This window comes from Paenibacillus caseinilyticus, assembly GCF_027533645.1.
Lineage (GTDB): Bacteria > Bacillota > Bacilli > Paenibacillales > NBRC-103111 > Paenibacillus_G > Paenibacillus_G caseinilyticus.
Map to the genome: position 1 here is coordinate 200,532 of NZ_JAQAGY010000007.1, position 25,967 is coordinate 226,498.

A 25,967-nucleotide genomic window follows, 5' to 3' on the forward strand; every position below is an offset into this window, starting at 1 on the left:
CGCTCCTCTAGGTATACTCGCATCATGAATAAATCATAGCACACGCCTTTTCACTATTAAGTTGGTATACTATAATTTAACATTTCCTTTGCACTTTCTTGACCATACGGACAAGCTCCAGCTGTTCAGAAGCACCCATACAAACAGCCTGGGACGAAGATCATCTCCGTCTCAGGCTGCAGGCAACAGGCGTCAGTCCCTGCGTAACCGGGCAGCCTGCTTCTTCAGCGTGCCGGAACGCGGAATCGGTATTCCAGGGTTAGGTCTGCGGTATACGGGGGGCTGGGTCCCTCCGTCCGGCAGGATCGTCCTCCTGGCGGAGTCCCCCAGCCGGCAGTTCTGCAGACGGCTGCTTCTCGAGGCGGCCGCACACTGGGCGGCGGTCAACAGGCTCCGGGCGGCAACGGCGACCGGATACATCAGGTTGGTGGTATTCTCGGGCGTTAGGGCCACATGGCCGAGGCCCAGCACATGCCCGATCTCATGGGCAAGCGTCGTCGGGGAGAAGCCGTTCGTCACGACGACGGCAGGACCGGAATTCGTGCTGAACGGCGCACAGCCGATGGAGCCTCCGACCAGAGGGCCTTTGACATAGTACACGGCAATGTCCGTGGTCAAGGCGTCCGGTCTGTAGCTCAGCCATGCCCGGAAATAAGGATGGAGATTGTTAAACGGCGTAGAATCGCAGGGCAGCGTACCCGGGTTGACGATAGGCCCCGTCTGGAAGCGCCGGAACGAGGGGGCTCCGCCCGGTGTACGGAAGCGGATCGAGAAATAAATGCCGCAGCTTCTCCATATGCGAATCATCCGGTTCACATGATCCGTGAAGAGGGCCTGCGTCAGTATGGAATCCGGAGCGGCATACACCGAGAGCACCAGGCAGCGAACCGTCGTCTGGGAGGTTCGTGCCGGCTTCGTACGGCTGCAGCTCTGGCATCCGGCTGCGCTAAGGGGAAGGGGCCGGCGGGCCTTGATCTTCGGCAATCTCTTCTTCAGGTTCATCGTTATCCCATCCTATCCTGGTAGAATAGAATAAGATATTCATAGCTTCGGGGTGCTGCTTGTACGATTCTACCGGGATGGAAGCTGACAGAAAGAACCCAAGGGTTGTGGGCTTATATCCGGCCGGCCCACGGCGAATAAGGCATAGGCTGGCGCCTATGCCTCCCGAACCTTCAAGAAGATCTGCTGATGTTGTCGTCCGGCCCCGTTCTATTCGAGCTCATACGGCGGTGGGGATTGTATTGCTTATCCATTAAAGATAAGTTCGGGCAACTATGCGGAATGCGGCCTTAGGCAGTATGTGTTGTGTTGGAGGAAACATGTTATGTAACTACACAAGGAGTCAGCGCTTTCCTTGGAGAACGCCGTGAAGGAAACGGTTCATAAGCAGGGGAAGCGAGATCAGAATGGGCGGATCGTCCAAGCGCGGCGGATACAGCACGACCTGCTGGTGCGGTACACGGGTGTGGGGTGTGACGACGATCGGCTCCTTCGAACGGGTGCGCAGGGTGGTCTCCGGCAGCAGGAACTCCATCGTCCGCATGCCCCAGGATACGCTGGTAGCCATGAGATAATACGTACCGGGCTTTACGCCCGTAAAGCTGAATCGGCCGAGTGACGGCAGCACGGTGCCGTACAAGGGAATGCCCTCCGGAATCGGCCTCGCGAATAAACCGATGAGAATCACGCCCTCGAAGGGCTCTTCCGCCCGGATACTCCCTTCTATACGATCCGCACTTGCGGGCAAGGACTCCGCTATATCCCAATCCGTATAGCTGCGCAAAGTGCGTAAGTGGGCGGCGGCCTGCTGGGCCGAATTGCGGAATTCGGACGGGGTCATCCCTACCCGTTCGGTAAACCGGGTAGTGAACGTGCCGAGACTCTGCTGCCCGATCTCGAGGCTGACGTCCCGCACGCTTAAGTGGGTGCGCAGCAGCAAATCCTTGGCCTTCTGCAGCCGGAGGGACGAGATATAATACTGCGGAGGCAGGCCGGTCTTCTCCTTGAACAGGCGCGTAAAATGATACGGGCTGTAAGCGGCATGACCGGCCAGCCGGGAGAGCGGAAGCGGCTCGTCGATATGCCGGTGAATGAACGTAATAATCTCATCAAGCTCGGAGGACTGCCCTGTCATTCCTATCCCTTCTTTCCGATAAAGCGTATACATAATTCAGTCTGCTCAAGAACAATCGTTCGTGTTTATGTTACCATAAATTTCTTGAAGAGGGAACAAGCTGCCGGCAAAAAAGTATGGGTGTACTCTCATTTCACTGATTTTCACCCTGTGTCCGCCTGCCCGTTTGGTGTATACTTGCAGCAGGAAAACCATTCCATACGGAAGGAAGATATCCCTATGAAATTTGAGGAATATACATACGAGCGCCCCGATCTCCCCGCCCTGGAATCCCGGTTCGCCGAATTGCTGGAGGACTTCCGCCAGTCGGCGGACGCGCAGGAGCAGGAGCGCATTCTCCGTGAGCTGAACGCCCTGCGCTCCCGGTTCGATACGGCCGCCACGCTGACGGAAATCCGCCATTCGGTCGACACCAAGGACGCCTTCTACAAAGCGGAGCAGGAATTCATCGACGAGGCCCGTCCCGTGATCCAGAAGCTGGTGACCTCTCTTCACGAAGCGCTTGCCCGCTCCCCCTTCCGGGAGGAGCTGCAGGCCCGCTTCGGCCGTCAGCTGTTCGCCCTGGCAGAAACGTCGCTGAAGACGTTCCGGCCCGAGGTGCTGGAGGATCTGCAGAAAGAGAACAAGCTCGTCAGCGAGTATACGCAGCTTATAGCTTCCGCGGTCATATCCTTCGACGGCCGCGAACTGACACTGCCCGAGCTGGGGCCTTATCTGCAGTCCCCGGACCGGGACGTGCGGCGGCAGGCGAACAAGGCGGCCTATTCCTTCTTCTCGGCGAATGAAGCGCGGTTCGATTCCCTCTTCGATGAGCTCGTCGGGGTCCGGACCGGGATCGCCCGCAAGCTCGGCTTCGACAGCTTCACCCCGCTCGCCTATGCGCGGCTCGGCCGGACGGACTACGACCCGTCGATGGTAGAGAAGTTCCGCGAAGGCGTCGTGCGGTCGCTCGTGCCGCTTGCCTCCCGGCTGAAGGAGAGCCAGCGGGAGCGGATCGGGGTGGACCGGCTGCGCTACTACGACGAGAGCTTCCAATTCCCTTCCGGCAATCCGAAGCCCAAAGGAGATCCGGCATGGCTCGTGAAGCAGGGGGAGACGATGTACGACGAGCTGTCGCCGGAGACCGGCGCGTTCTTCCGCTACATGGCGGAACACGGATTGATGGATCTGAACAGCCGTCCGGGCAAGGCGGCCGGCGGCTACTGCACGTATCTCTCCGAATTCGGCTCCCCGTTCATCTTCGCCAACTGCAACGGCACGGCCGGCGACATCCAGGTGCTGACCCATGAAGCGGGCCATGCCTACCAGGTATACTGCAGCGGCAAGCTCGAGGTGCCCGAATACCACTGGCCTACCCTGGAAGCGGCCGAGATCCATTCCATGAGCATGGAGTACATTACCTACCCGTGGATGGAGCTCTTCTTCCGGGAGGATGCGGACAAATACCGCTACTCCAATCTGGTGCATGGCCTCACGTTCATTCCGTACGGCTGCGCCGTCGATGAGTTCCAACACTGGATCTATGCGCAGCCCGAGGCCTCGCCGGAAGAGCGCAGAGCCGCCTGGCGACAGATCGAGCGCAAGTACCTCCCCCACCGCGACTACGAGGATAACGAGTATCTGGAGCGCGGCGGCTTTTGGCACAAGCAGGGCCATATCTTCCGCTCGCCCTTCTACTATATCGACTACACGCTGGCCCAGCTCTGCGCCTTCCAATTCTGGAAGCTGCACAGCGAGCAGCCCGGCGAAGCCTGGGAGCGTTATAACCGGCTGTGCAAGCTGGGCGGCAGTCTCCCCTTCACGGAACTGGTCCGGGAAGCGGGCCTTCAGTCCCCGTTCGATCCAGCCGCCGTGGAGGCGGTGATCGGCCATCTGGAGGGCTGGCTGGGCCGTGTGAACGAGAGCGAATTGTAAAGTGCAGCTGCGCCGGTCAAGACACCCGCATGGCATCGTATCTGTGGCCGCCGCTGCGGGACCGGCCATCCATCCAACACCAAAGAGCAGGAGCCGCGGGGCTTCCTGCTCTTTGGTGTGTGCTCGTTACTGGAGCGGCGGTCCGGGTTACGGTAGAGGGGATGCATCCGCCGGGTCTTCCGGGTCTTCCGGGTCAGGCGATTCCGGCAGTACAGGCGGATCCCATTCCATTCGAATCCGGAGATGATCGGTGCCGCTGGACGGTTCGCCGAAGTGTATCTGCAGGAAGAGAAGGTCGGACAACGCCTTTACGGCATGCGCACAGCCTGGAGGAAACTCGATCCTGTCCCCGGCCTTCACCGTGTGTAGGACTCCCTCCCTGCGCACTTCGCCCTGCCCGTCCAAGACAATAATCGTCTCGGAGAGAACCGTGTGCAGGTGATAGCTTGTATGCTTCCCGGCAGCCAGCCGAATCCGGGTCGTGCAGGTCTCTCCCCTCTGGGCGGACGCCGTATGGTCGATGACCGTTTTGGACCCCCAGCGTTTCTCCACATAGCGTACTGACCGCACCGCCTCCTCCTTCTCGATCGCCTCTTTGACCAGATGGCTCTGCGATTTGTCCGCTACAAGGATCCCGTCCTGGCTGGCAGCCACGATGAGATTACTGGCGCCGATCACATGAATCGGTATCGGCAGTTCGTTGACCAGCTGCGTGCCCTGCGCCAGCCCCGACACGCTTCCTTGACCCAAGACAGGACTGCCGAACTGGGACGCGAGCGCCTCCCAAGTACCCAAATCCGTCCACGGGAGGTCGTACGGAACGACCACCGCATGGGGAGTTTGTTCCGCCACCTCCCGGTCAAAACTGAGTTCGTGCAGCCCCTCTACCAAGCGGCCAAGCTCCTCCACTGTCCAGGGAAGCCCTCTCTTCTTCAGCTCTGACAGCAAAAATCCCAGCTTGAACGCGTAGACACCGCAGTTCCATAACGCCCGCCTGCGGATCAGGCGCTTCGCCTCCGCTTCCCCAGGCTTCTCAGTAAACCTCGCGATGGGGTAATATTCCCCGCTCTCTCCCTTCTTCGGGACGATATACCCGAATTGGGCCGACGGTTGGGTTGGTTGGGTACCGATTAGTGCGAGATCCGCTCCGGACCGGGCCAGTATGTCAGGAAGCCGCCTTATCGTATCGAAGAAGCCGGCCTCCGCGAACAGATCGGCAGGCAAAAAACAGACGGGATCGTCCGCCTGCGCCTGCCCGCTTGCGTACAGGTGAACGGCAGCCAGAGCTACCGCGCAGAACGTGCCTCTGCGGTGAGACTCGCTGAGAACCGGAATCCGGCTGCCAATCTGGCTAAGCGTGACTTCCGTCTGGCTGTGATGGGAGACGAGCAGGGCCGACTGCAGCAGCCCCGCGCCGTCCAGCTGGCGGCAGATCCGCTGAAGCATCGACTCCCTCCCGCCATCGGGCCCCTGCAGCAGCGGGAGAAACACTTTGGTACGCACCCCGTTGGACAGGGGCCACAGCCGTTTGCCGGAGCCTCCCGACAATAGGATGGTGTGCAAGCGTATGACCTCCTTACCGGCTGCGTGCTTTAGCCGCGTTTGTATATTTGGCGCTGGTGGAACGAGACGGAACGGAACTTCCCGGCAAGCCGGCGGACCCGCTTCCCGGTCAACCGCGAAGGATGGGATGACCATGATTTGTTGCGGGAAGTACGGAGGATGCACCGCTTCGGATTCAAAGCGTACACATAGTTCCCGTACGTTTCGAATTCGGAGAACCCGAACTGCTTCCGGCGGTCAATGGAGCGGTAGACCGCTTTGTACCACGGCATGCCGTGGCGGCGCTCGATATTCCGTTTGAGCCGCTTCAATTTGGCCCGTTCGAAGAGCATGTAGTGCGTCACCAGGGAACGGGGAGCGGTAGTTTTGCGTCCCATGAGCTTCCGGTAAGTACGGAAGTATTCGGGCTGGCTCCATTTTCGGCAGTAGAATACGGGTTTGTTCCCGATCCGGAACCGGTGCGGACGAATGAAGACCGTATCGGCGTCCACGATCAGGAAGCTGCGCCTGCTGACCGTATCCCCGTTCATCTTGAGCAGCTGCTGGTAGAGCCAGCCGGAACGGTCCCATGTTCGAGAACGGTAGTGGATGTTCTTCTTGGTGAAGGGCAGTACAGTGTTCTCGTGTACGAACCGGCAGCCTTTGCGCGCGCACAGGGCGCGGATCCGCCCGCTGTCCGGCGCAACAATCAGGATCTGCCCGATCCTGTGCTGAACATACTTGCGGATGCCGTCAATCACATAAGGCAGGGTGTGCAGGTCTTTCTCGATGGCGGGAATCAAGACGTCGATGACCGGTCCGCTTCGAGAATGCGGGGCTGTTCGTCGGGTATTCATCCTCTCAACTCCAATGCTCGGATATCCAAGATTGCGCGGATTACTTGAATATCGTATGAAAGAGAGCACGGATAGGAAAGGTACATGTGTCGGTACGGCCGTGGAATGCGGTCAGATGCCGAGGTACCCCCGGCCGGCGGACGGAAGCAGCAGCCAGGGTTCCGGCTTCAGACGGCTTCAAATACGGGGGGACCCGCGTTTGCCGGTCTTTAGGTGATGCGCTATACTGGAGGTATTATACAGGTTTTTCCAGGCCGCTTGTCCGTCGCAGATCCGCTTCCTGCGGCATCCGCCCGGTCCACCGGCCGCCCGAATAGGAGATGAGATGGGAACGATGGCACATTTGAAGGAGAGCCCCAAACAAGCCGAAGTCCGGGCCCTGCACAACGAGCTGTGGTCCAAGCTTCAGGACATGGACGAGGATGCGGCCGAAGCCTACGCCAAGCGCTGTCTGGATCATGCCGGTCAAAGTGAGGCCTGGATTCTGCTCTCCCGGCTCCGTGTACGCTTATCCGGCAGCTGCGAACTGCTGACCCGCAAGTCCTTCTGGATTTCCCTGCTTGGAGCCGTGCTGCTGGGTCCCACGGTCCTCCTGCTGCTGGTATGGGCAGCCTTGATCACGGAATAGCCGCGCGCGCTTCACGGGTGCCCCGGGTACCCCGGATGTCCCTCCGCAGGGGCATGGCAGCACCCGATTCGGATGGCCGCGTCGGATTCAACTGCACCGCTTGGGATTAGCGCGAATCAAGCCGCTTAGTCTACGCCAAGTCTTACCGATTTCCAAAAAGAATTCCAGCATCGCCTCTCCTTCAGCGGGCATGCTTACACCTCATCTGCGGGAGGCAGGAAGAATGGGTTCGCTCGATACCAGGTGGCGCAGCCTCCTGAATAAAGTTCGCCTGCACCTGCGCAGCAGGCTGAAGTTCAGCCTCGGGACCGTCCGGTTACGGGCCAAGTCCAAAGACGGCTTGTACGCCGATCCCGCGGTACGCAGCCGGGAGCTTGCTTTCCTGGACCGCTATGACTTCGGCCGGTGGCACGAGATTCTCGGTCTGCTCGATTACCGGTTGAACCTGTACCATCTCGACCTGCTGGAGAGCTGCAGGCCGTTCATCGACGCTCTGCCGCTGCCCCGGATCCGGGCCATGGATGCAGGCAGCAGAACCTTCTACTATCTCCCCGCCCTCTACCATTATTATCAAAGCATCGGGGCGGTGGAGTCGGTTCACGGCGTGGAATTCGATGCCTATCGGCGGTATAAGAGCGGCTACACCGCTTATGATTATGCGCAGGCCTATCTGAGGGCATTGGATTCCCCTGCGGCAGCCTATCTGTCTATGGATTTTTTGGCTTACGAATCCAGCTATAACGTCGGCACCTTCTTCTTGCCGTTCGTGACGGAAGAGCCCTTGCTGCACTGGGGGCTGCCGCTGGACGCGTTTCTTCCCGCCCGTCTGATGGCTCATGCTTACGAACGGCTCGAGTCGCCGGGCATTCTCATCATCGCGAACAAGGGAGCGGAGGAACAAGATCAGCAGCACCGCATTCTGTCCTCCCTGCGCATCCCCTACCGGGATCTGGGCCCGTTCACCTCCGCTTTCTACGCCTATGACGTCCCGCGCTACCTCACGATCGTGACGAAGCCCGGATCCGCCTAATAGCGGCATCCGCCGCCGGCCGGTGGTGGACCATCTGTTCCGTATAGCTTCCGGTCTTTATCTGCTTTAGGGCTGCCAGATTCCATGTTTACCGATTATCCTGCCCACAGAGGCCCGGCTCAGCCGTCGGCCTCTTTTTGTGCCCGTCAGGCGTTTGAACTGGGCTCGAGCTCAAATTAAATGTTACATATCATTAAAATATTTTATTTAATATTATATTACAAATATCTACATGTACTAGGTGAATTAGACTATATACAAATATACTCATATTTTTAATAATGAGTTTGTCAGCACATTTTATAACCTAAAGGAGATTCGAACCATGTTCCAATGGAAATTCCCCTTCTCAAACAAATGGGTTCATCAGGCGATCTGTCTGGCACTCGGTACGGTTCTGCTGATTCCCGCCCTTCCGCTCTCCGCTTCAGCCCAATCTGCATTGGCAAGCGAAAGCACCCTACATGCCTCAATTGATGAGAGCGCTTCCGAGGCATACCGCCACGGTCGCAAGCATGGTCAAGGCAGCTCGCTCGAAGTAGGCCAGAGCCGTGTGCTGCACGGCAAGGAGATCCGCAAGGAATGGGGAGGCATCGACCGCGATTATTCGCCGGAGCAGGCCGTAAAAGCCGTGAAGGCGGCAATTCCCCAGAAGGATTACGAGGAGCTCTTCCCCTACCGGCTTGGGTCGGCGGAATGGCACAAGGCCGCACAGGGCAAAGAGTATTACCGGGCGGACCAGACGGATTATTTTTCCTATGCGAATTTCATCGCTGCGGTGACCGAAGCGGCCAATATCAAGTATAAGGTCAGCTACCGCAAAGGGAGCCTGACGGCGCAGGAGATTCTCCGCCTCGACAAGACGACGGGGAAGGAAACGCTCGTCGCCCGCTCCTCCGACTTTAGCTCCAGGGAAAACCGGAACAAGCGGATCGAAACCGAGATCGTGGATTACGGCACGTTCCTCAAGGAAGGAAGCGTCACAGACCGCAAAAGGGAGCTGGCCGCGCTCTTCGCGAATCTGGCCCATGAGACCGGCGGCGGCTGGGACACGGCACCCGGCGGACCGCTCCGCTGGGGATTGTTCTGGAATGAGAATATCGCCGGCCGGACCGGCCAGAATCCTTCTCCGTTCGTAGACCCCGCGTCGAGCGAACTGTATCCCGGCTTCCCGGGCAAGCGCTACTATGGGCGCGGGCCGATCATGCTCAGCTGGAACTTCAATTACGGGCTCTTCAGCTCTGTGATCTACGGCGATAAGAATGTGCTGCTGCAGAATCCCGAGCTCGTAGCCCAGGACGGCAAAGTCGGGTTCATGACCGCCATCCTGTTCTGGATGACGCCTCAAGCTCCCAAGCCCTCCGCGCACGATGTCATGGCCGGCAAATGGAGGCCGAGCAGAGAAGAACGAGCCAAGGGGCTGACGCCCGCCGGCTTCGGCATCACCATCATGGTGCTGAACGGCCTCGAAGCGAACCTCGGCGAGACGGACGGCAGCCCGGTGAAGCGGCGCGCCGGACATTATCGCGATATTACGGCGAAGCTGGGCGTCGATATTACCGGCGAGAAAGTCGATACGCTGGGAATGCAGCCTTTTTAGCGTCAACCCGGCGTCTGCCGCCATAGTGGCGGGTGGACGGACGTTCCCCTTCCTTATATTCCGAAGCCTGCCGTTCTCCATGCGGCGGGCTTTTTTAATAGATAAGAATGTATATCCCGCCAGGGCTCGACCCTGTACTCTTATCTATCTTATTTCCCGCAAATATCGACAGAATCTAACATTTTCGCTGTCTGTTCACGATAGTAATAGAAAATGCACTTATTTGAACTTTCTGGAGGGTTATGTTTTGAATAAAGAATGGACCCAATGGGCGCTAACTACGATGATCCTGAGCATGTCGGTAAGCCCCGCTTCGGCTTGGGCCGCCGATCCGGCCGCAGCCGTGAAGAGCAAAAACATCACATTCGGGGACCTCGCTCAAGTTCCGTCCGGCAAGCTGGCGGCTATCCGGGAGGCGGTCGACCTGGGACTCATGTCAGGCTATCCGGACGGGCAGTTCCATCCGGATCAGACGCTCACCCGGCAGGAATTCGCGCTGCTCCTGGCTAGATCGTTGAAACTGCCCGTAACCTCCGGCTCCAAGGCTTCCTTCACCGATACGCAGGGCGCATGGGGCGCAGCTTCGATTGAAGCGGTCCGGGCTGCGGGCCTGATGACCGGAGACGGCAGCGGCTCCTTCCGGCCTGCCGACCCGATCTCGCGCGAAGAACTCGCCGCGGTATTCGTACGCTCCGTCAAGGGACAAGGCATCAAGAGCAGCAAACTGAAGCCCACTGCAGACCAGGGCAGCGTAAGCGATTGGGCACTCTCGGCTGTGGATTCCGCACGGAGCCTGGATCTGATCGGTCTCGAAGGAGGGAGCTTCCAGCCCCGCGAGAAGGTCTCGCGGCAAGATATTGCCGGTCTGCTCCTGAATGTATTCCAGTCCGCGGGCCAGTCGGCCCCGATTAACGGAATCGACGGAGATATCGTCACCATCGGCAGCACCCCTTACCTGATCGATTCGAAGTTGAAGCCGCTGTTCTCTGATAAGAACGCACCCGCCTTAACGGACGCCGTTCTTGCCTATTCCTCCGTCAACCGCAGTATCGGCAGCTTGTCGGATCTCGAGATGGTCAGCCAAGGGACCGAGGGCCGCCCTGTGCTTCTGGATGTGACCGGCATTCCATTCACGGGTACGCTACGGCTGTCTGGCGACCATGTCGCCGTGAAGGGCGATTCCCTGAGCCAGGTGGTCATCAAGAAAGGGGCGGCGCATGTGGAGCTGAACGCGGCCGTACAGCAGCTGGACGTGCTCACCGGGAAGCCTCTGCAGCTGACCGGCCAAGGCAGCATTCAGAAGCTGACGTTCTTAGACGCGGGTGCGAAGCTCACGCTGGGCAGTGGTATCCGGATCGATGCCGTCGTGCTGCCGGAGCATACGACGCTGGCCCAGATGATCGCCAACTACAATGAAGTCAAGAACCAAATCGTAAGCAGCAACGAGCCTGTCCTTCCGCCTTCCGGCGGCGCTTCCGGTTCTTCATCCGGCAGTTCATCCGGCTCGGGCGGTTCTTCGGAAGCACCATCCGGGACGCCATCCGATATACCATCCGAAGCACCATCCGGGACGCCATCCGATATACCGGCGGAGTCGCCATCCGAAGCACCGGATGAGACGCCTGCGCAGCAGGTCAACCACGCTCCTTCACTCTCCAGGGAGCTGCTGGCGCGCACCGGCCCGGCCGGGATGGAGGACAGCTTGGATCTCTCCGGCCTGTTCCTGGACGAGGACGGGGATGAGTTGACCTACAGCGCGGGCTCCTCGGACAGCGTAGTCGCGAATGTGTATGTCAGCGGAAGCCGGCTCACGGTCCGCCCCTTCGCTCCCGGCGCCGTGACCGTAACGGTCTATGCCGCCGACAACCGCGGAGGCAGCGCCGCAACCTCGTTCGGGTACACGGTAAGCGAAGATGTATACAAAGATTCGCTGGGCTCGCTCATCGCAAGCGCGCACGTGCTCCTTACGAACGCAGCTATCGGTGCGCAAGCGGGACAGTTCCCTGAGGCGGCCGTAGTCGAGCTGACCAGAGCCATGGAAGCCGCCAGAGAAACGTACCGGGATTCGGAGGCAACGCAGCGCCAAGTGAATGAAGCGGTAGATGCGCTGACATTCGCCATCCGCGTCTTCGAGGATGCGGAGATCGCGGCCGTCGACCTGACCGCCCTGTCCGCCAAGATGGCCGAAGGATGGACGGCGTGCGAGACGGCCGTACCGGGCATCCTGGTCGGACAATATGCGGAGGGCTCGATCGCAGCTCTGTCCGCTGCCGTCACCGCCGCTTCCGGCGTGCATGACAACCGGAACGCCACGCAGGAGGAAGTAGACGGGGCGCTTGCCGCACTCACCCAAGCGCTCGCCGCATTCCAGAGCTCGGCCATTGCGCCGATGGACTTTACGATGAGCCCTGAACCGACTCTCTATATCAATTCCACGTCAGGAACAGATGTCCTTATCACCGACGGACGAAGTATGCCTCCTTTGAGTTATTCGTATAACAAGCGGAATCTCAAGAATCTGCTGAAAATCAAGCGCGGCAATACAGAGCAGACGATCGAGTACAAACCGGCCTCGAACGCTTTTGCGGTAGTCAACTATGACACGCCGCAAATTCCGGCGACATTAGCCGAATTGACGCTGGAGAGCACGGATCCGCAGCAGTTGACCCTCTCTCCCGGTACCAGCGGCCCAGGAGTCAATATGCACCCGTCGACATCTTTGCAGGACGGCGACGTTGTGGATATCGAACTGCACTTGAGAGAGACCGGGCTCTCCGAATCCCAGGACCGGCTCCTTCACGTAGTAGTCGATAATACGAGTCCGGTCTTTACGGACCGAAGCTACAGCAACGGCCGCTTCACCCTCGTTCCCAGTGAACCGCTGGTAACGACGATGCTCTTTAACAATCTCCAAGCCGCAGTCGAGGGTTCCGCGCTGGGAGACTTTACGGACACGGCGTCTCTGCAGATGAATACGGACTATACTGTGGCGATCTCGCCGGACGGCAGGCTGCTTACGATCGACTTGACGGATATGGGCAAAAGCAAAGTGGCTGTCACCGCCGGCAGCAAGTTCCGCATCACAATGGGAGCTCTGACCGACTACGCCAACAACCCGCTGAACGAACAGGTAATTGTGGGTGTGGACTCGTACTAAACCTTGGCGTGGAGGCCCTACTATGATCGCTTACCAGGAATTGGACCACGAATCGTACTCTGATTTCCGCCATCTCTGCCCCCCGGAGATTCATCCACTGCTGCAGCAGCCTCCCGGAGGGACCATTCTCATCGGCGCGTACGCCGGCGGGGAGCCTGCAGGGCTGCTCGCAGCCCGGGGCGGTCTCCCCGGCAAGCAGGCGCGCTTGCTCTCGGTCGCGGTTCTGCCGGACGCGAGGCGCAGGGGAATCGGCACGGGTCTTGTACGCAAGCTGGAGGACATCCTCGGCCCCCGGGAGTCCCCCTATCTGCTTGCGGAATTCGTCACGAATACGGACGAATCCGACCCGCAGGAGGCCGGAGCCTTCCTGACGGCCGCCGGATTCGCTCTCCCGGTACCCGGCATCGCCGTCCGCAGCTCCGCACTCGCGCCGCTTCAAAGGGTGCCCTGGATGAAGCTGACGCTGCCGGCCGCCTTTACCTTGTCGCCCTGGAGCTCCTGGACGGAGGACGAGCGGCAGGAGGCAGCCGCCGGGGCCGGCTCGGCTTATCCGGAGATCCTCTCCCCTTTTGCCGAGGAGGAGGAGATCGATCCGGCACGCAGCATGCTCCTGAGGCATAACGGCAAGGTCGCCGGCTGGATGGTGCTTGAGCCGTTCGGCGAATATACGGTGCTGCTCAAAACGATGTTCGTCTACCCGCCCTACCAGCGCATGGGACGAGGTCTGGCCATGGCCGCCGAAGTACTGCGCCGCCTGTTCGCCGAAGGCTTCTACCGCAGCGGCATTTATTTCGCCGAAGCGGATAACGAGGGCATGATGGCCTTCGCCAGACGGCACCTGGAGTATCCCGGACTCAAGAAGGAAACCTTGTGGCGAACGTATAAGGGGCTTGGTCCTACGGCAGGTGGATAACCTTGCCGCCGCCCTTGTCCAGCAGCAGAACGAACAGACCGGTGCATCCCGCCGGTCTGTTTGTCGTTCGCCCCTAGGCCGAAGGACAGCCTGACCACGGGCAGGCTGATCCGCCGGCGGCCCGGACCTGCGGGCATGCCGCAGGTCACGGAAGCATCTTCCCTCTGCGCCTCTCAAGCTGGTTCGTATGATGGAACTTGTAGATCCGGTAGCTTTTGAACAGAATGATCTTGCCCACCGCGTAGACCGGAACGGCGACGAGCAGTCCGACGAACCCCGAGATCGCCCCGGCCGCCACCACCAGCATGATGACCGTCAGCGGATGAATATCCAGCTTGTCCCCCATGATCTTCGGCTGCAGGATGTTGCCTTCGAGCTGCTGGACGACAAGCGTCACCAGCGCCGCCTTCAGCGCCATCACGGGGCTTACCGTCAGGGCGATGAACAGTGCCGGGATCGCCCCGATGAACGGCCCGAGGAAGGGCACCACGTTCGTGAACATCGCGAACAAGGCCAGAATGAAGGCGAAGTCGAGACCGATGAGCAGGAACCCGAGATAGATGAATACGCCTACGAAGGCCGCTACCAAAGCCTGGCCCTTGACATAGGCCGAGATCGTATAGTCCATCTCCTGCAGCATCCGGGTCAATTCGCTCTTATATTCATCCGGGAATGGCTTCACGACACGCATCGGGAAGCTGCTGCTGTCCCGCAGGAAATAGAACAAGATAAAGGGCACGAGCGTCAAGGTGGTGGCTGCGCTCGCGAAGGCGGATACAATGCCGCCGATATTGTCCTGCGCCCAGGTGATGAACGAGCGCAGCGTGGAGCTGATCCGCTGTTCGATATCCTGCATGGAGAAGAACGTTTGATTTTCTTGAAGCAGGTCATCCGTTTTTTTCGTCGCTTCTTGAATGCTCTCCTGCAGATTGCCCGCCAGATCCGTGAACTGCTGCTGGACCAGCGTACCGAGGTAGCTGCCGGCCGTAGACATAAGGATCGTCAGGAGTGCGAACAGGAACAGAATGGCCATCGTGCGCGGCATCCTTCTCCCCTCCAGATAATCCACGAAGGGACGGAACAAGTAGAACAAAAAGCCGGAGATGAGAACGGGAATGAAGAGAGCGGAGAAGATCTGCCCGAAGGGCGTCAGGAAGTAGCCGATCTTACCGAGCAGGAAGATGATCAGGAGCACCAGAATCGCCCCTGCCGCATATTTGAAGAAGTTTTCGCGATACCACATGGACATCCCCCTACATGCTCTTTTACCTCTTACATTACCTTATGGGAACGACCTTGAAACAAGGGCGCGGAGCACCTCTTGACTTTCGGGAAATCGGTAGTAAACTGTAGTAGTATTCATCAATACGCATAAACTTGACGACAGGGGGTGCCGTTCACCTGATCGATGAACTGCGCAAGATCGGCTTGAACGATCTCGAAGCCAGGTGCTACCTGGTACTGCATGAAGAGCCCGGCATCTCGGGATACGAGGTCGCAAAGAAGGTATCGGTGTCCCGGACGAATGTGTACGCGGCCTTGCGGGCCTTAACGGACAAGGGCGTATGCCGGATGATCGAAGGGGAACCCGTGATCTATGAGGCGGTGCCTGCCGAACAGCTGGTTCGCCTCCTGAAGGCGGACTTCGAGCAGAACTCCCGCTCCCTGCTCGGGCAGCTGAACTCCCCGCCCCGCGCTGCCAAGCCGTTCTACAGCTGGCATGGGGAGAAAGCCGTCGGCACGGCGATCCGCCGCTGCATCGCGAATGCGCAGAAGTGCATCGTAGCGGACCTGTGGGCGGAAGACCTGCCCTGGGCGGAAGAAGCTCTGCTCCAAGCCGAAGAGCGGGGCGTCGCCGTCACGGTGGTCTCCATCGGCGAATGCCGTACTCCTTTGAAGCACGTACTCTTCCATAAGCGCAGCGAGACTTGGGCGGATACGCTCCCGCGCAAATTCTCCCTGCTGTGCGATTCCCGTGCATCGCTGCTCGGCAGCTTCGGCAGAACGCTGAAGCCTTCCCTGCTGGAGACCGAACATCCGGCGCTTGCGGAGCTGCTCCGCAACGGGTTCTATCACGATCTCGTCATGGAACGGATCGAGCGCGATTTCGGGGAAGCGTTGGATGCCGAATACGGCCCGCACTACGACAGCATTATCGCCCCCTACAGGGATATCCTGTGAACTTCCGCAGGCTTCCCTCTTTTTTCGGCCTCTAGTTAGTCGTATTATACAATACTCCTTACAAGGAGAGATTCCTATGATTCACGTCCATATCCAAGACATCCACGACTCCTTCGTACGTACCGGCGCGCTGCTGCTGGAGCGGAACGCCTCCCTGCAGCCTCCGGCAGACCGCCAAGAAATGTATACCCGCTTCACGGAGACGAACGATTGGGCGGAAGGCGAGATCCGCGCCTCCCTGGGGAGCATCTATCCGGACGTCGGCTGGTCCGATGCCGAACTCGACTTCGGCAAGCAAAAGCAGCCGGAATCCCAGGGGGCCTACTGGGTACTCGACGCGGTGGACAGCGTCATGCACCTGCACCAGGGCATGTCCCTCTGGTCCATGTCGCTGTGCCTGATCGAAGACGGGGAATCGGTCTTCTCTGCGGTGTATGAGCCCTACCGGCGCGAATTCTTCCATGCCGTGCGCGGGGGCGGCGCCTTCCTGAACGGAACCCCGATCCGGGTCTCGGGCAAAAGCAGCCTCTCGGAAGCCATCCTGGCGACGGCTCCCCCCGCCGTCCAGGAACCCGATCCGGCCGTGACGGAGGCCGCGGCCCGCAGCTACGGCAAGCTCCTGCCGGAGGCGTTCCTCATCCGGATGATCGGCTCCGTCGCCCTCCAGCTGGCTTATGTGGCGAGCGGCAGGATGGACGCCTACTGGGAATACGGCGATTCGCTCTACAACTGGGCGGCCGGCGCGCTGCTGGTGGCCGAAGCCGGGGGCAGCCTGAGCGATACGGCAGGAGAGCCGTTCACCTGGGGCTGCCGCGGCATCATCGCCGGACCTGAGCCGCTGCGTGAGGGAATCCGCGAACTGCTGAGTCCGTGACACGCCGAAGACCGGTCGGGGCTCAGCCCAGACCGGTCTTCTTCTACATCTAAGAATTATATCTCACCGGGGCCCGATTCGAAGCCGGTACCCTTGTAGGAGCGATAGACCTGCTGCCTGCTGACGGCCGCTACGCTTCCTCCACCACTTCCCAATCGATGCGGACCAACCGGTCCACCCAGGAGCGGATGTTGATCTCGATCGCCTGCTCGATCTCCTCGTCCGTCAGCTCCCCCAGCTTCGTCTCTTCAATGACGAGCTCTTCGCTTCGGACGGATTCGTCTCCGACCGACAGCTCCACCTTAATTCGCATTGACTCTCCCCTCTCTTCGGACTCCGGCTCCGGCTCCATCTCCACCTCCATCTCCATCTTTGCCGGATTCGCACGGTCTTCACTGCCTTAGGCTCCCTGCTCCGCAGGAAGGCCCGGCGCCGCGGACGGCTGTACGAAGGCCTTCCCCTCCCAAGCCCGGCTTCTCCACCGGAGCAGCATAATCAAGCCCCTCAGCCATTCGTCCACCGTGAAGGCGATCCAGACCCCTAGCAGGCCCATGCCCATCCGGATGCCGAGCACATAAGCCAGCGGCACGGCCACCCCCCACATGGAGAGTATACCCATAAGCACCGGGAACCGGGCGTCCCCCGCCGCACGCAGGGAATTGATCACCACAAGATTGAACGTGCGGCCCGGCTCCAGGATGATCGACAGGAGCAGGATTCCCGATCCCATGGCGATGATCTCGGCGTTCGACGTGAACATGCCCATGAGATCCTCGCGGAACAGGGCCGTAATCCCGACTACGGCTGCGGTCAGGAGGAATGCGAAGCGCAGGCTCTTCAGCAGCTTATGATAAGCGGCCTTGGTCTCTCCCGCCCCGACCATATGGCCGATGATGATCTCGGTGCCCATCCCGATCGCCATGCCGAGCGCCATGAAGTAATTCGATACGTTCATGACGTACACATGGGTGCTCAATGCGGCGGTGCCGATCAAATTAATGAAGCTGACGATCATCATGTGCTGCGACTGCCAGGACAAGTGCTCTCCCGCGGACGGCAGGCCGATATGCAGAATTTGCTTGACATAGGTTCCGTTAAAGGCAGCATAATCCCGCAGCCGGATGGGCGACGGAATCCGGCGGTACAGGATAGCGACCAGTACGGCGAGGCCGATCAGTCTCGAGACGACCGTAGAGACCGCGGCCCCGGTCACTCCAAGCTCCGGCAGCCCGAAGTGGCCGAAGATCAGCACATAATTGCCCGCCACGTGAATCAGGTTGACGCCCAGCGTGACGAACATGATCTCCCGGGTATGGCCGTTCGAGCGGATGACCGAAGAGATCGCGTAGGACAGCGCCTCCACCCAGATGAAAGAGCCGATGATCGTCAAATACTGCTTGGCGATGGCGGTCTGCTCCGGGGCCAGGTTCATCAGGCGCATCAGCGGCTCGCCGAAGACGACCAGGCTGAGACTGATGATCACACCGAAGATCAGATTGATGGTGATCGCTAGGGCCGAGATCCGGCTTGCTTCCTCCTTGCGGCCGGCTCCGAGGAACTGGGCGACGGCCACGCTCGTTCCAATGCCCACGAAGCCGAACATGAGAATACAGAAGACAATAATTTCGTTCGCCAGGCCGACAGCTCCGGTGACCTGGTCCGATATGCGGCTGAGCATATAGACATCCGCCGTCCCGAGCATCATTCTCAGCACGGAATCGACGAAGATGGGCCAAGTAACCGCGAAGAGGCTTAAGGTTTTCCAAGTAGGTACGGATTCGGTTGTGTTCACGGCTTATGCTCCTTGATCTCAAATGCCCCTAGTGTAGGTTACGCAAGCGGTTGCAGTCAATGATCTTTCGAACCGCCGCTCACTTCCCGCACTTTCTCCACAGGGCTTTGGTATAAGCGGTGCGCATGCCGGACCGCTCCATATTGGCGTGGCTGCCCGAACCGAAGCGGGCTTGTCCCACGACCAGGCCGCATGCCTGCCGGGCGGCTTCCTCGAGCCTCTCGGCGATCAGAGCGCTTTGGCAGCCTCTCTCCCGAAAGGAAGGCAGTGTCGCTGCCGCCGCCAGGGACCCGGCGCCGTCCTTCACATGCAGGACACCGACCGCCGCGGGCTGTCCGTCATACGAAGCAAGATAAAAGTGCCATCCAGGCCGGTCACAGAGGATCCGGTTATTGGCGGCTACCGCTTCCCGCAGGAAGTCCGGCATCCCGAAGGCAGCCACGTAGATGTCACCGAAGAGGGAGAACTCGTCCGAGCCGAGGGGGCGGACGGAAATTCTCTCCGGCCGTGAAGCGATCCGGTTGACTTGGCCCCGGTCAGGCCCGCTAACAGAGGTATGTGATGAAGCGTGCAGTGGAACGTATAACGAAGCGTGAAATCCATAGTGCACGTATCCCCGTTCGGCCAGTGCGCCGAGAAGCTCCGCTCCCGTATCCCAAGGCACGATATCCAGCCGGCAGGCGGCACCATGCTCCGCATAGAAGGCCAGAATGGAATCGAGCTCATCCAAGCTCTCGTTCGATCCAAGCCCTTCATTCGTAAGCCCGCGCCCGGAATTGAAATACGGATCCGGTATTCCTTTCACAATAAACGCCGTGGCGCTGCCGAACCCCAGATATGAACCCCTAGCGGATTGCCCGCCTGCTCCGCAAGGGCCCCGAGCCGGGACGCCAAGGTCTGTGTCTCGGCTTGCTCGACCCTTCGGATGGTTGTCTCTACCATGGACCTGCTCACTTCTTCCGCCTCCCCGCAATGCCAGTTATATGCTCTGATGACACCATATTCTGGCTGAAGAGGCTTACCCAGCAGAGAGACTGCGATTTGAAATTTGCATTCTCCCTGCCCTCACTTCTGTTGCCGCGCCTGCTGTTTCAGATACGCCCGCTTCTTCCGCAGAAACGCCGGGGCGTCCATCGGATCCGCGGCGATGAGCTCGATCACGCACAGCCGCTCCGCGCACTGCACCTGAGCTTCCTCTATCGCGGCATCCAGCTCGCCGATCGTCCGCACCTCGGCCGTATAGGCCTCCCCGCCGAAAGCCTCTGCCAGCTTCGTATACGACCACCGTGGAATTTCGTTATACTTCTGATCCTGCGTCTTCACGTTCAAGTATTTCTCGACGGTGTAGCCTCCATTGTTCAGCACGAACAGAATCGGACGGCAGCCGTACGCAAGCATGGAGCTGACCTCCTGAACCGTCAGCTGCAGCGAACCGTCCCCCGTGAAGAGCAGCACCCGCCGCTCAGGAGCCGCCACGGCTGCCCCGAAGGCCGCCGGCGTAGCGTAGCCGATGCTCTGCCAGCCCCCCTGGTGAATGTATGTCGCACCCTTCGGAAGCCTGACCTCCGCCATCCCGTACCCGAGGGTCCCCGTCTCGGCTACCACGATGTCGCCTTCCTCCAGCATCCGCTCGAACCTTGGATAATACGCTTCGCTTCGAAGCGGTTCGTCCGGTCCCCCGCTTGCTTCAGCGTAAGGGAACGGGGCGGCCGGCCGCTTCTCCGGGCACTTCCAGCCGGATTCGCGCAGCGTCCGCAGCATCTCGGCCGCCGGGACCCCGGCGTACACTTCTTCGCCGATCCGGACTTCATGCGGCTGAATATCGATCAGCCTGCCGGCATCCAGCGGCGCGGTGAAGTTCGCCGTATTGCCGTCCGAGCGCACCAGCCCCGCCGCGATCCGGATACCGGCGCCTTCTACGATCTCCCGTACCTCATCGCTGCCGAAGAGGCCTCCGTAGATGCCGATATAGTTCGGATGCCGTTCATCGAATCCCCCCTTCCCCAGCATCATCGAGGCTGCGGGCGCATTCAGCGCTTCGGCCAGACGCTGCACCTCCTCCTGCAGGCCATAACGGAGCACAGGCAGATCCGTGAGTATCGCCGCGCTCCCCGCCTCTTCGAGCAGACGCAGGGCATGGGCGGCAGCGGCTTCCAGCGAGCTCCGGTTCGTCTGGTTCTCCTCTTGCAGCTCCTCCTCCCGCTGCACAACCGGCTGCTCCACCAGATCGATGGCCACGACAAGATATACCGGCTTCTGCCCTTCCTTCGCGATGCGGATCGCCTTCGGGATCTCGGCGGCCGCATTGTCCGGCGTCAGCACGGCGGTATAAGCCGTCAGTCCTTCGTGCACCCGGAGGAACACGCCGAAGTCGCCGTCCAGCAGCGAGTGGTGCATGAGCCGGTGCTCCTGCTGGGCGGATGATTTCGGCGAGCCGACCACGTGGATGACCGGCACGCTCTCGCTGCAGGAGCCGGCGATAGCCCCCGCCGCGCTCATCTCGCCTACACCGAACGTGGTGATCAGCGCCGCGAGTCCTTTGACCCGGGCATAGCCGTCGGCCGCATAGCCTGCATTGAGTTCATTGCGTCCGTTCACGAACGTGATGCCCCCGTACTGCTCTAGCGTATCGAGCAGCGTGAAGTTATAATCCCCGGGCACCCCGAAGATCTCGGTGATTCCCTCCCTTCGGAGGCAGTCGAACAAATACCGGCCCAGCGTCGCCCCTTCTCCCGGGGTAGGGACCAACCTCTCTGACGAACGGGCATGTATGGACATGGTTCTCTCTCCTCTCGGTTCTGTTATCTTCTTCTATTACCCGATTTCCCTATCTTCTTCTATGTACTTGGCGCAATGGCACGCCACAAAAAAGAAAGCACAACCCTCAGCGCTGCTGAACGCAAGCGAGGCGTGCTTCCTTATTAGGGTTCACTTATCCTGCATCGCATGCGATCCCCCAGAAGGAACAGGAAGCGCGAGGGAATTGATTCGCACCTACCTGTACGCTGCTACCGGTAATCGCCACGATCTTGCCTTTTTGAATCTGCTGCCTGCCGATAAACACCAAGATCTCGGATTGGCAAACCAGCGCCGTGCAGAGCTGGATATCATTGACCAATGGCTTCAAGCCCATCACCTCCGTTAGATGTTTATCGACAAAATCCTACCGCTTCTTTACTCTTTTGTCTCACGCTTTCAAGTCCTTTATCAGATAGATAAGAATATAGGATCGAGCCCTGGCGAGGGCTACCTGGAATGATCGCCGGGTCCCTTCGCTTCGTTTGGTCTTCGGGCCGCCAATCCGGCCAAGCCGATCAGCCCGAGCCAACCCGGGCTGAACCCCGTGTGCCCCCTGCCGGCCTCTGCCGTACGGTAAGAGGCCGGAGAGTCTCCCGTGTCACCCCAGCGGCCGTCGGCCCACCGGTCTGCGCCGGATCCGTCCACTGCAGCCCCCCGGAACCGCTCCCCCTCCTCCGTCCGGTGCGGCGGTACGGTCTTGGCGAAGCTCGTATCCCCCAGCGTTGGATTCGTTCCGTTCACATCTACCGTTTCCCTCTCCTGAGGAGGGAGATCCCCCGTACCGGGTGCTATCATGAGCGCCAGAGCCAACCATGCCGTTTTGATCATTATCCGCCCGCCTCTCTCCCTGGCAGATCCCCCTGCCGGTATCTTCCGCTAGGGTTCCCGGCGGACGGAAGATCTATCCTCCCCTGGGAATCAGGATGCAGTCCGACAACACTCCAAGCAGGGAGCATCGTCTTCCCCGGAGGGAGCGGCCAAGACAGGTTCCAAGCCCGAATAGACCCTGGTCCGGCTGATCCGGTCAGAGTCTATTCGGGCAGTCATGATGGAGCTGTTCTATCATTGTCACCAACCTTCGGGAGGAATGAATGAGGGACTTTCTCTACGCTTACACCAGCTGGAGCGCTTTTTCCAAAGCCCCTGAGGCACCGAAGCCGTCATGGTAATCGATCTTCTTGCCTTTCTTCTCCGCAAGCTCCCGAACCGCCCACATGGAGGTATGCTTGATCGCTCCTTTGAGCACGATGATCACGTCGGCCTGGTTGATAATCCGCTGGAAATAGAGATCCACCGGGCCTCCGCCCGTTTTGCCGTCATGGTGCTCCACGTGCAGTCCCCTCTTCTCCCCGAGCTTCTTGAAGGTGCCGGTCTGGCTTCCTCCTATGATTGCCACTCTCTTCATAATCCTGTCCTCCTTTATTCGATTGTCCCGGTGCTTCCCTTGTCTGTTGAATTTATCTTACCTCAATTACCATAAAAGTCAATAAGAATTATCGGAATTAAATCCAACCGACTCCCAGCCTATATACAACGGGGCCCGACCGCTTCATCGCTGCCCGGCGGGCACTTGAAATCGGCAGAGTCGGCGGCGGCTGCCCTTGGGCGAAGGACCGTTATCATATTTGATATACTCTCCGATATTTCATGCCAAGAGACCGGTATCGCTCCGATACCGGTCTCTGCTCTACAGCCTGAATACCCAACTCCCGCAGAGAGCCTCCCGCGGGGAGCACAACCCCTTCGGGTGCTTCCCAGCAGCGCTCCGCGCGAACTTCCGAACACCGGGGCCGCACCTCCCCGTCCTGCGGCTCCATCAGCTCTTCTCGAGCTCGAGCAGGCCCATCTCGAGGCAGGTGGCGACCGAGAGCACCTTGTCACCCGCTCCAAACCGCACGTGGATCCGTTCCGCGCCGGTGCGGACAATGGAGCCGGAGCCGAAGACGGCATGCTTGACCTCGGCGCCCAAGGTGAGCTCGGCCGCATGCCGGACCGCATTCGGATTGTTCCGCCGCCGCTGGGGCGCCTGCACGGCGGCGGCTGCCTTCCTGGTGCCGGCCTCCTTCGCGGCAGCAGGCCGACTCGCCGGCGATTCCTTCCCCTCCGGGCGCTTCCCTGCACTCACGCGCTGCTCGGGATTCATGATCTGCCTGACCTCCGTGACGAACGGGGACTCCTGCACCTTCTCCCCATCCCTCTGCCGGTAAGCGATCAATTCCAGGTGCCGCTTCGCCCGCGTCATGCCGACATAGAAGAGCCTTACCGACTCTTCCATCGACAGGGCGGCCTCTTCCGCGCTAACCCCCTTGCGATCCTCGGACGAAGGAATGACGCCGTCAATGAGATCAATCATGTACACGCGGTCGAATTCCAGACCCTTGGCACTGTGGAACGTGGAGAAGGTGACCGCATTCTGGCCTTTCTTCCGCTTCGAGCTCTTCAGGACCGCTTCCAGGTGCTTGAGCCGGGCGGCGAACTCTTCCATCGTCGCCAGCGTATCGGCGATGTCCTCCAGCGTATTCAAGATCCCGATGAGGGATTCTTTGCGGAAGCCGAGGCGTTCGCACAGCCGCTCCAGCGCCTTCTCATACCCCAGCCGGGTGCGGATTAACCGGATCGCTTCTAGCGGCGGCATGCCCCTCATCTGAAGGAAACGGTCCCTGCACTGCGCGATCGCCTTAACCTGATAATCCTTCAGGGGCACATGGTTCAAGAGGTTATCGAAGACCGACTCCCCGTTCTGAATGCCGCTTAGCTGCGCCATCTGGGCCTTGGTAATATAGCCGCTGCACTTCGTGTGGATCCGCTCGAGCAGATCGGCCCGCTTATCGGTGAAGGACATCCGCATGAAGCCGAGCACATCCTCCACCACCCAATGGGAGAAGAAGCGGTTATCGGAATCCTTGATGAAGAACGGAATGCCCGCCCGATCGAACTCGTTGATGAGGGAGATCGAGGACGCGTTATTGCGGTAGAGCACCGCGGCTTCGTTCAAGTCCGGCAGCCCCTGGATTTCGTGAACGAGATATTTGGCCTGGTACTTGTAATCGGAGAAGCTGCGGACCTTCGCCGGACCTCCCGCCTTATTGCGGGTGAACATGTTCTTGTCATACCGGTTCTTGTTGCGCTTGATGAACCGGTTCGCCACGTCGACGATATCCCGGCTCGAACGGTAGTTCTGCTCCATGAAGAGAATCTTGGCGGACGGGTACGCATCCTTGAAGTTCAGCAGGTAAGCCGGCTCGGCCCCTCTCCAGCTGTAGATCGACTGGTCGTCGTCAGCCACCACGCAGAGGTTCTTATGCTCCCGGACGAGCTTGCTGATGATCGCATGCTGCACGACAGACGTGTCCTGACTCTCGTCGGTGAGCACATAGTCGTAGCGCTGCTGGTACCGGCGCAGCAGCTCGCGGTCCCTCTCCAGAATATCGTTGCCGATCGTCAGCATGTCGTCGAAGTCGACCAGCAGCCCTTTGCCGTGACCCGCCCGCTTGTATTCCTCATAAGCCAGCAGCACCCGGTGGGCCTGCGGCACGTCCGACTTCACGGTCTCCCACTGATCATGGGGCAGCATCTTATTCTTGATAAGGGAGATATACGTGGTGAGCTCGTCCATCTGCTCATCGGTGATGAGTTCGCCGGTGACCGTCTTGAACAGATGCCGCAGGATGAACTTCTTGTGCAGCGGCGGCTGCTCTCCGTCCCCGGTGCCGCCTTTCCCTTCCTCTTCCTCTTCGCTCAGATCGACTTGGCCTTCGATAAGCTGGAAGAGCGTCCTCGTCTTGCGAAAATGCTCCCGAAGCACTTCGAAGGCCAGGCTGTGGATCGTCGAGAAATTTACGGGAGCGAGGTCCGGGAAGAACCTGGCATACCGCTCCTTCATATCGGCCGCCGAAGCCCGGCTGAAGGTGACTGCTTTGATCCGGGATGGCTCCACGCCCATCCGCTCGATGAGGTAGCCGATCCGCATGATGATCGTCGTCGTCTTGCCCGAGCCGGGCGATGCGAGCAGCAGCAGCGGGCCTTCCGTCCGGAGCACGGCGGCTCTTTGAACTTCGTTCAAGGCGACGCCGAGCTCCCTTTTTTTCATCTCAAAAAAATCTTCCTTATGACGCATGCCGTGCAACCTCACTATGCCTAAATCTATGGAGATCATTCCATGGATGAACATCTTCTATTCTCGGTTATATGTACCGCTGCGCTTATTATACCACCCGATGACCGAAACGTCAGTTCCCCTGTGACAACAATGACGGCTAAAGATCGCGGCCATGACAGGATCGGGCCCTGGCGGGATATACATTCTATACTAATCAAAAAGACCCCGGCCACAGCCGGGATCTTCCTGTTTACTTGCGCAAATTATGTTGGTCGATCAGCTTGTTCTGTTCGTTCGGCGCAGTATGCGTACCGGTCGCTTTCTCATGCTTGCTTCCCGCAGCCGCCGTGCTTTCGACGAATGCTCTCATATCGGAACCTTCGCCTTCTTTGCGTACAGCATTTCCCTTCGTCGTCTCGGATGCCATCGTCCAGCCACCTCCTG

At 59.6% G+C, this 25,967-nt stretch carries 23 protein-coding genes; 8 read left to right on the forward strand and 15 right to left on the reverse strand.

Annotation, left to right across the window (positions count from 1 at the left end; translation table 11 throughout):
- Positions 1 to 192: 192 nt before the first annotated feature.
- Both O9H32_RS13015 and O9H32_RS13020 read right to left on the reverse strand, forming a co-directional pair.
- Positions 193 to 1,002 (reverse strand): zinc metalloprotease, encoded by an 810-nt coding sequence (locus O9H32_RS13015; protein ID WP_269866525.1) that lies wholly within the window; start codon positions 1,000 to 1,002, stop codon positions 193 to 195.
- 343 nt (positions 1,003 to 1,345) lie between these two features.
- The gene (locus tag O9H32_RS13020; protein ID WP_269866526.1) at positions 1,346 to 2,137 is read right to left on the reverse strand and encodes a helix-turn-helix domain-containing protein; all 792 of its coding nucleotides are present in this window, start codon (positions 2,135 to 2,137) and stop codon (positions 1,346 to 1,348) included.
- Between the two features lie 219 nt (positions 2,138 to 2,356).
- Here O9H32_RS13020 and O9H32_RS13025 point away from each other — a divergent pair, with 219 nt between their 5' ends.
- Positions 2,357 to 4,051, forward strand: coding sequence for a M3 family oligoendopeptidase (locus tag O9H32_RS13025; RefSeq protein WP_269866527.1), 1,695 nt, complete (start codon positions 2,357 to 2,359; stop codon positions 4,049 to 4,051).
- A 147-nt stretch (positions 4,052 to 4,198) separates the two neighbouring features.
- On the opposite strand, the gene O9H32_RS13030 is transcribed toward O9H32_RS13025, so the two are convergent.
- Entirely contained in the window at positions 4,199 to 5,614 is a 1,416-nt protein-coding gene (locus O9H32_RS13030) for a sugar phosphate nucleotidyltransferase (protein ID WP_269866528.1), read from the reverse strand.
- Positions 5,615 to 5,643: 29 nt separating this feature from the next.
- A complete protein-coding gene (locus tag O9H32_RS13035; RefSeq protein WP_269866529.1) occupies positions 5,644 to 6,450 on the reverse strand; it encodes a DUF6492 family protein in 807 nt (268 codons plus the stop codon).
- Positions 6,451 to 6,784: 334 nt separating this feature from the next.
- Here O9H32_RS13035 and O9H32_RS13040 point away from each other — a divergent pair, with 334 nt between their 5' ends.
- The 5 genes from O9H32_RS13040 to O9H32_RS13060 all read left to right on the forward strand — a co-directional run bounded on the left by O9H32_RS13040 (position 6,785) and on the right by O9H32_RS13060 (position 13,778).
- Entirely contained in the window at positions 6,785 to 7,078 is a 294-nt protein-coding gene (locus tag O9H32_RS13040) for a hypothetical protein (RefSeq protein WP_269866530.1), read from the forward strand.
- A 223-nt stretch (positions 7,079 to 7,301) separates the two neighbouring features.
- The gene (locus O9H32_RS13045; RefSeq protein WP_269866531.1) at positions 7,302 to 8,108 is read left to right on the forward strand and encodes a hypothetical protein; all 807 of its coding nucleotides are present in this window, start codon (positions 7,302 to 7,304) and stop codon (positions 8,106 to 8,108) included.
- Between the two features lie 325 nt (positions 8,109 to 8,433).
- The gene (locus O9H32_RS13050) at positions 8,434 to 9,708 is read left to right on the forward strand and encodes a chitinase (protein WP_269866532.1); all 1,275 of its coding nucleotides are present in this window, start codon (positions 8,434 to 8,436) and stop codon (positions 9,706 to 9,708) included.
- Positions 9,709 to 9,955: 247 nt separating this feature from the next.
- The gene (locus O9H32_RS13055) at positions 9,956 to 12,865 is read left to right on the forward strand and encodes an S-layer homology domain-containing protein (RefSeq protein ID WP_269866533.1); all 2,910 of its coding nucleotides are present in this window, start codon (positions 9,956 to 9,958) and stop codon (positions 12,863 to 12,865) included.
- A 22-nt stretch (positions 12,866 to 12,887) separates the two neighbouring features.
- On the forward strand, positions 12,888 to 13,778 hold the full coding sequence (locus O9H32_RS13060; protein WP_269866534.1) for a GNAT family N-acetyltransferase: 891 nt from the start codon (positions 12,888 to 12,890) through the stop codon (positions 13,776 to 13,778).
- Between the two features lie 145 nt (positions 13,779 to 13,923).
- Here the strand turns inward: O9H32_RS13060 and O9H32_RS13065 are convergent, their stop codons facing one another.
- On the reverse strand, positions 13,924 to 15,021 hold the full coding sequence (locus O9H32_RS13065; protein WP_269866535.1) for an AI-2E family transporter: 1,098 nt from the start codon (positions 15,019 to 15,021) through the stop codon (positions 13,924 to 13,926).
- A 158-nt stretch (positions 15,022 to 15,179) separates the two neighbouring features.
- Here O9H32_RS13065 and O9H32_RS13070 point away from each other — a divergent pair, with 158 nt between their 5' ends.
- On the forward strand, positions 15,180 to 15,959 hold the full coding sequence (locus O9H32_RS13070; protein ID WP_269866625.1) for a TrmB family transcriptional regulator: 780 nt from the start codon (positions 15,180 to 15,182) through the stop codon (positions 15,957 to 15,959).
- Positions 15,960 to 16,035: 76 nt separating this feature from the next.
- A complete protein-coding gene (locus O9H32_RS13075; protein ID WP_269866536.1) occupies positions 16,036 to 16,833 on the forward strand; it encodes an inositol monophosphatase family protein in 798 nt (265 codons plus the stop codon).
- A 130-nt stretch (positions 16,834 to 16,963) separates the two neighbouring features.
- Here the strand turns inward: O9H32_RS13075 and O9H32_RS13080 are convergent, their stop codons facing one another.
- From O9H32_RS13080 to O9H32_RS13125, 10 genes are all read right to left on the reverse strand, one after another.
- Complete coding sequence (locus tag O9H32_RS13080) at positions 16,964 to 17,203, reverse strand: hypothetical protein (protein ID WP_269866537.1); 240 nt, start codon at positions 17,201 to 17,203, stop codon at positions 16,964 to 16,966.
- A gap of 30 nt (positions 17,204 to 17,233) precedes the next feature.
- Positions 17,234 to 18,625, reverse strand: coding sequence for an MATE family efflux transporter (locus O9H32_RS13085; protein ID WP_269866538.1), 1,392 nt, complete (start codon positions 18,623 to 18,625; stop codon positions 17,234 to 17,236).
- A gap of 79 nt (positions 18,626 to 18,704) precedes the next feature.
- Positions 18,705 to 19,430, reverse strand: coding sequence for a GNAT family N-acetyltransferase (locus O9H32_RS13090; protein WP_269866539.1), 726 nt, complete (start codon positions 19,428 to 19,430; stop codon positions 18,705 to 18,707).
- Complete coding sequence (locus tag O9H32_RS13095) at positions 19,427 to 19,579, reverse strand: hypothetical protein (protein WP_269866540.1); 153 nt, start codon at positions 19,577 to 19,579, stop codon at positions 19,427 to 19,429. Before O9H32_RS13095 ends, O9H32_RS13090 begins: the two co-directional genes overlap by 4 nt.
- 111 nt (positions 19,580 to 19,690) lie before the next feature.
- Positions 19,691 to 21,403, reverse strand: coding sequence for an alpha-keto acid decarboxylase family protein (locus tag O9H32_RS13100; RefSeq protein ID WP_269866541.1), 1,713 nt, complete (start codon positions 21,401 to 21,403; stop codon positions 19,691 to 19,693).
- A 154-nt stretch (positions 21,404 to 21,557) separates the two neighbouring features.
- Complete coding sequence (locus O9H32_RS13105) at positions 21,558 to 21,752, reverse strand: hypothetical protein (protein ID WP_269866542.1); 195 nt, start codon at positions 21,750 to 21,752, stop codon at positions 21,558 to 21,560.
- A 119-nt stretch (positions 21,753 to 21,871) separates the two neighbouring features.
- Positions 21,872 to 22,252: a hypothetical protein gene (locus O9H32_RS13110; RefSeq protein ID WP_269866543.1), complete on the reverse strand. Its 381-nt coding sequence runs from the start codon at positions 22,250 to 22,252 to the stop codon at positions 21,872 to 21,874.
- 283 nt (positions 22,253 to 22,535) lie between these two features.
- Positions 22,536 to 22,829, reverse strand: a complete 294-nt coding sequence (locus tag O9H32_RS13115; RefSeq protein WP_269866544.1) for a DUF2325 domain-containing protein — start codon at positions 22,827 to 22,829, stop codon at positions 22,536 to 22,538.
- A gap of 411 nt (positions 22,830 to 23,240) precedes the next feature.
- On the reverse strand, positions 23,241 to 25,541 hold the full coding sequence (locus O9H32_RS13120) for an ATP-dependent helicase (RefSeq protein WP_269866545.1): 2,301 nt from the start codon (positions 25,539 to 25,541) through the stop codon (positions 23,241 to 23,243).
- 232 nt (positions 25,542 to 25,773) lie between these two features.
- Positions 25,774 to 25,950, reverse strand: coding sequence for a hypothetical protein (locus O9H32_RS13125; protein ID WP_269866546.1), 177 nt, complete (start codon positions 25,948 to 25,950; stop codon positions 25,774 to 25,776).
- Between the last annotated feature and the right edge of the window lie 17 nt (positions 25,951 to 25,967).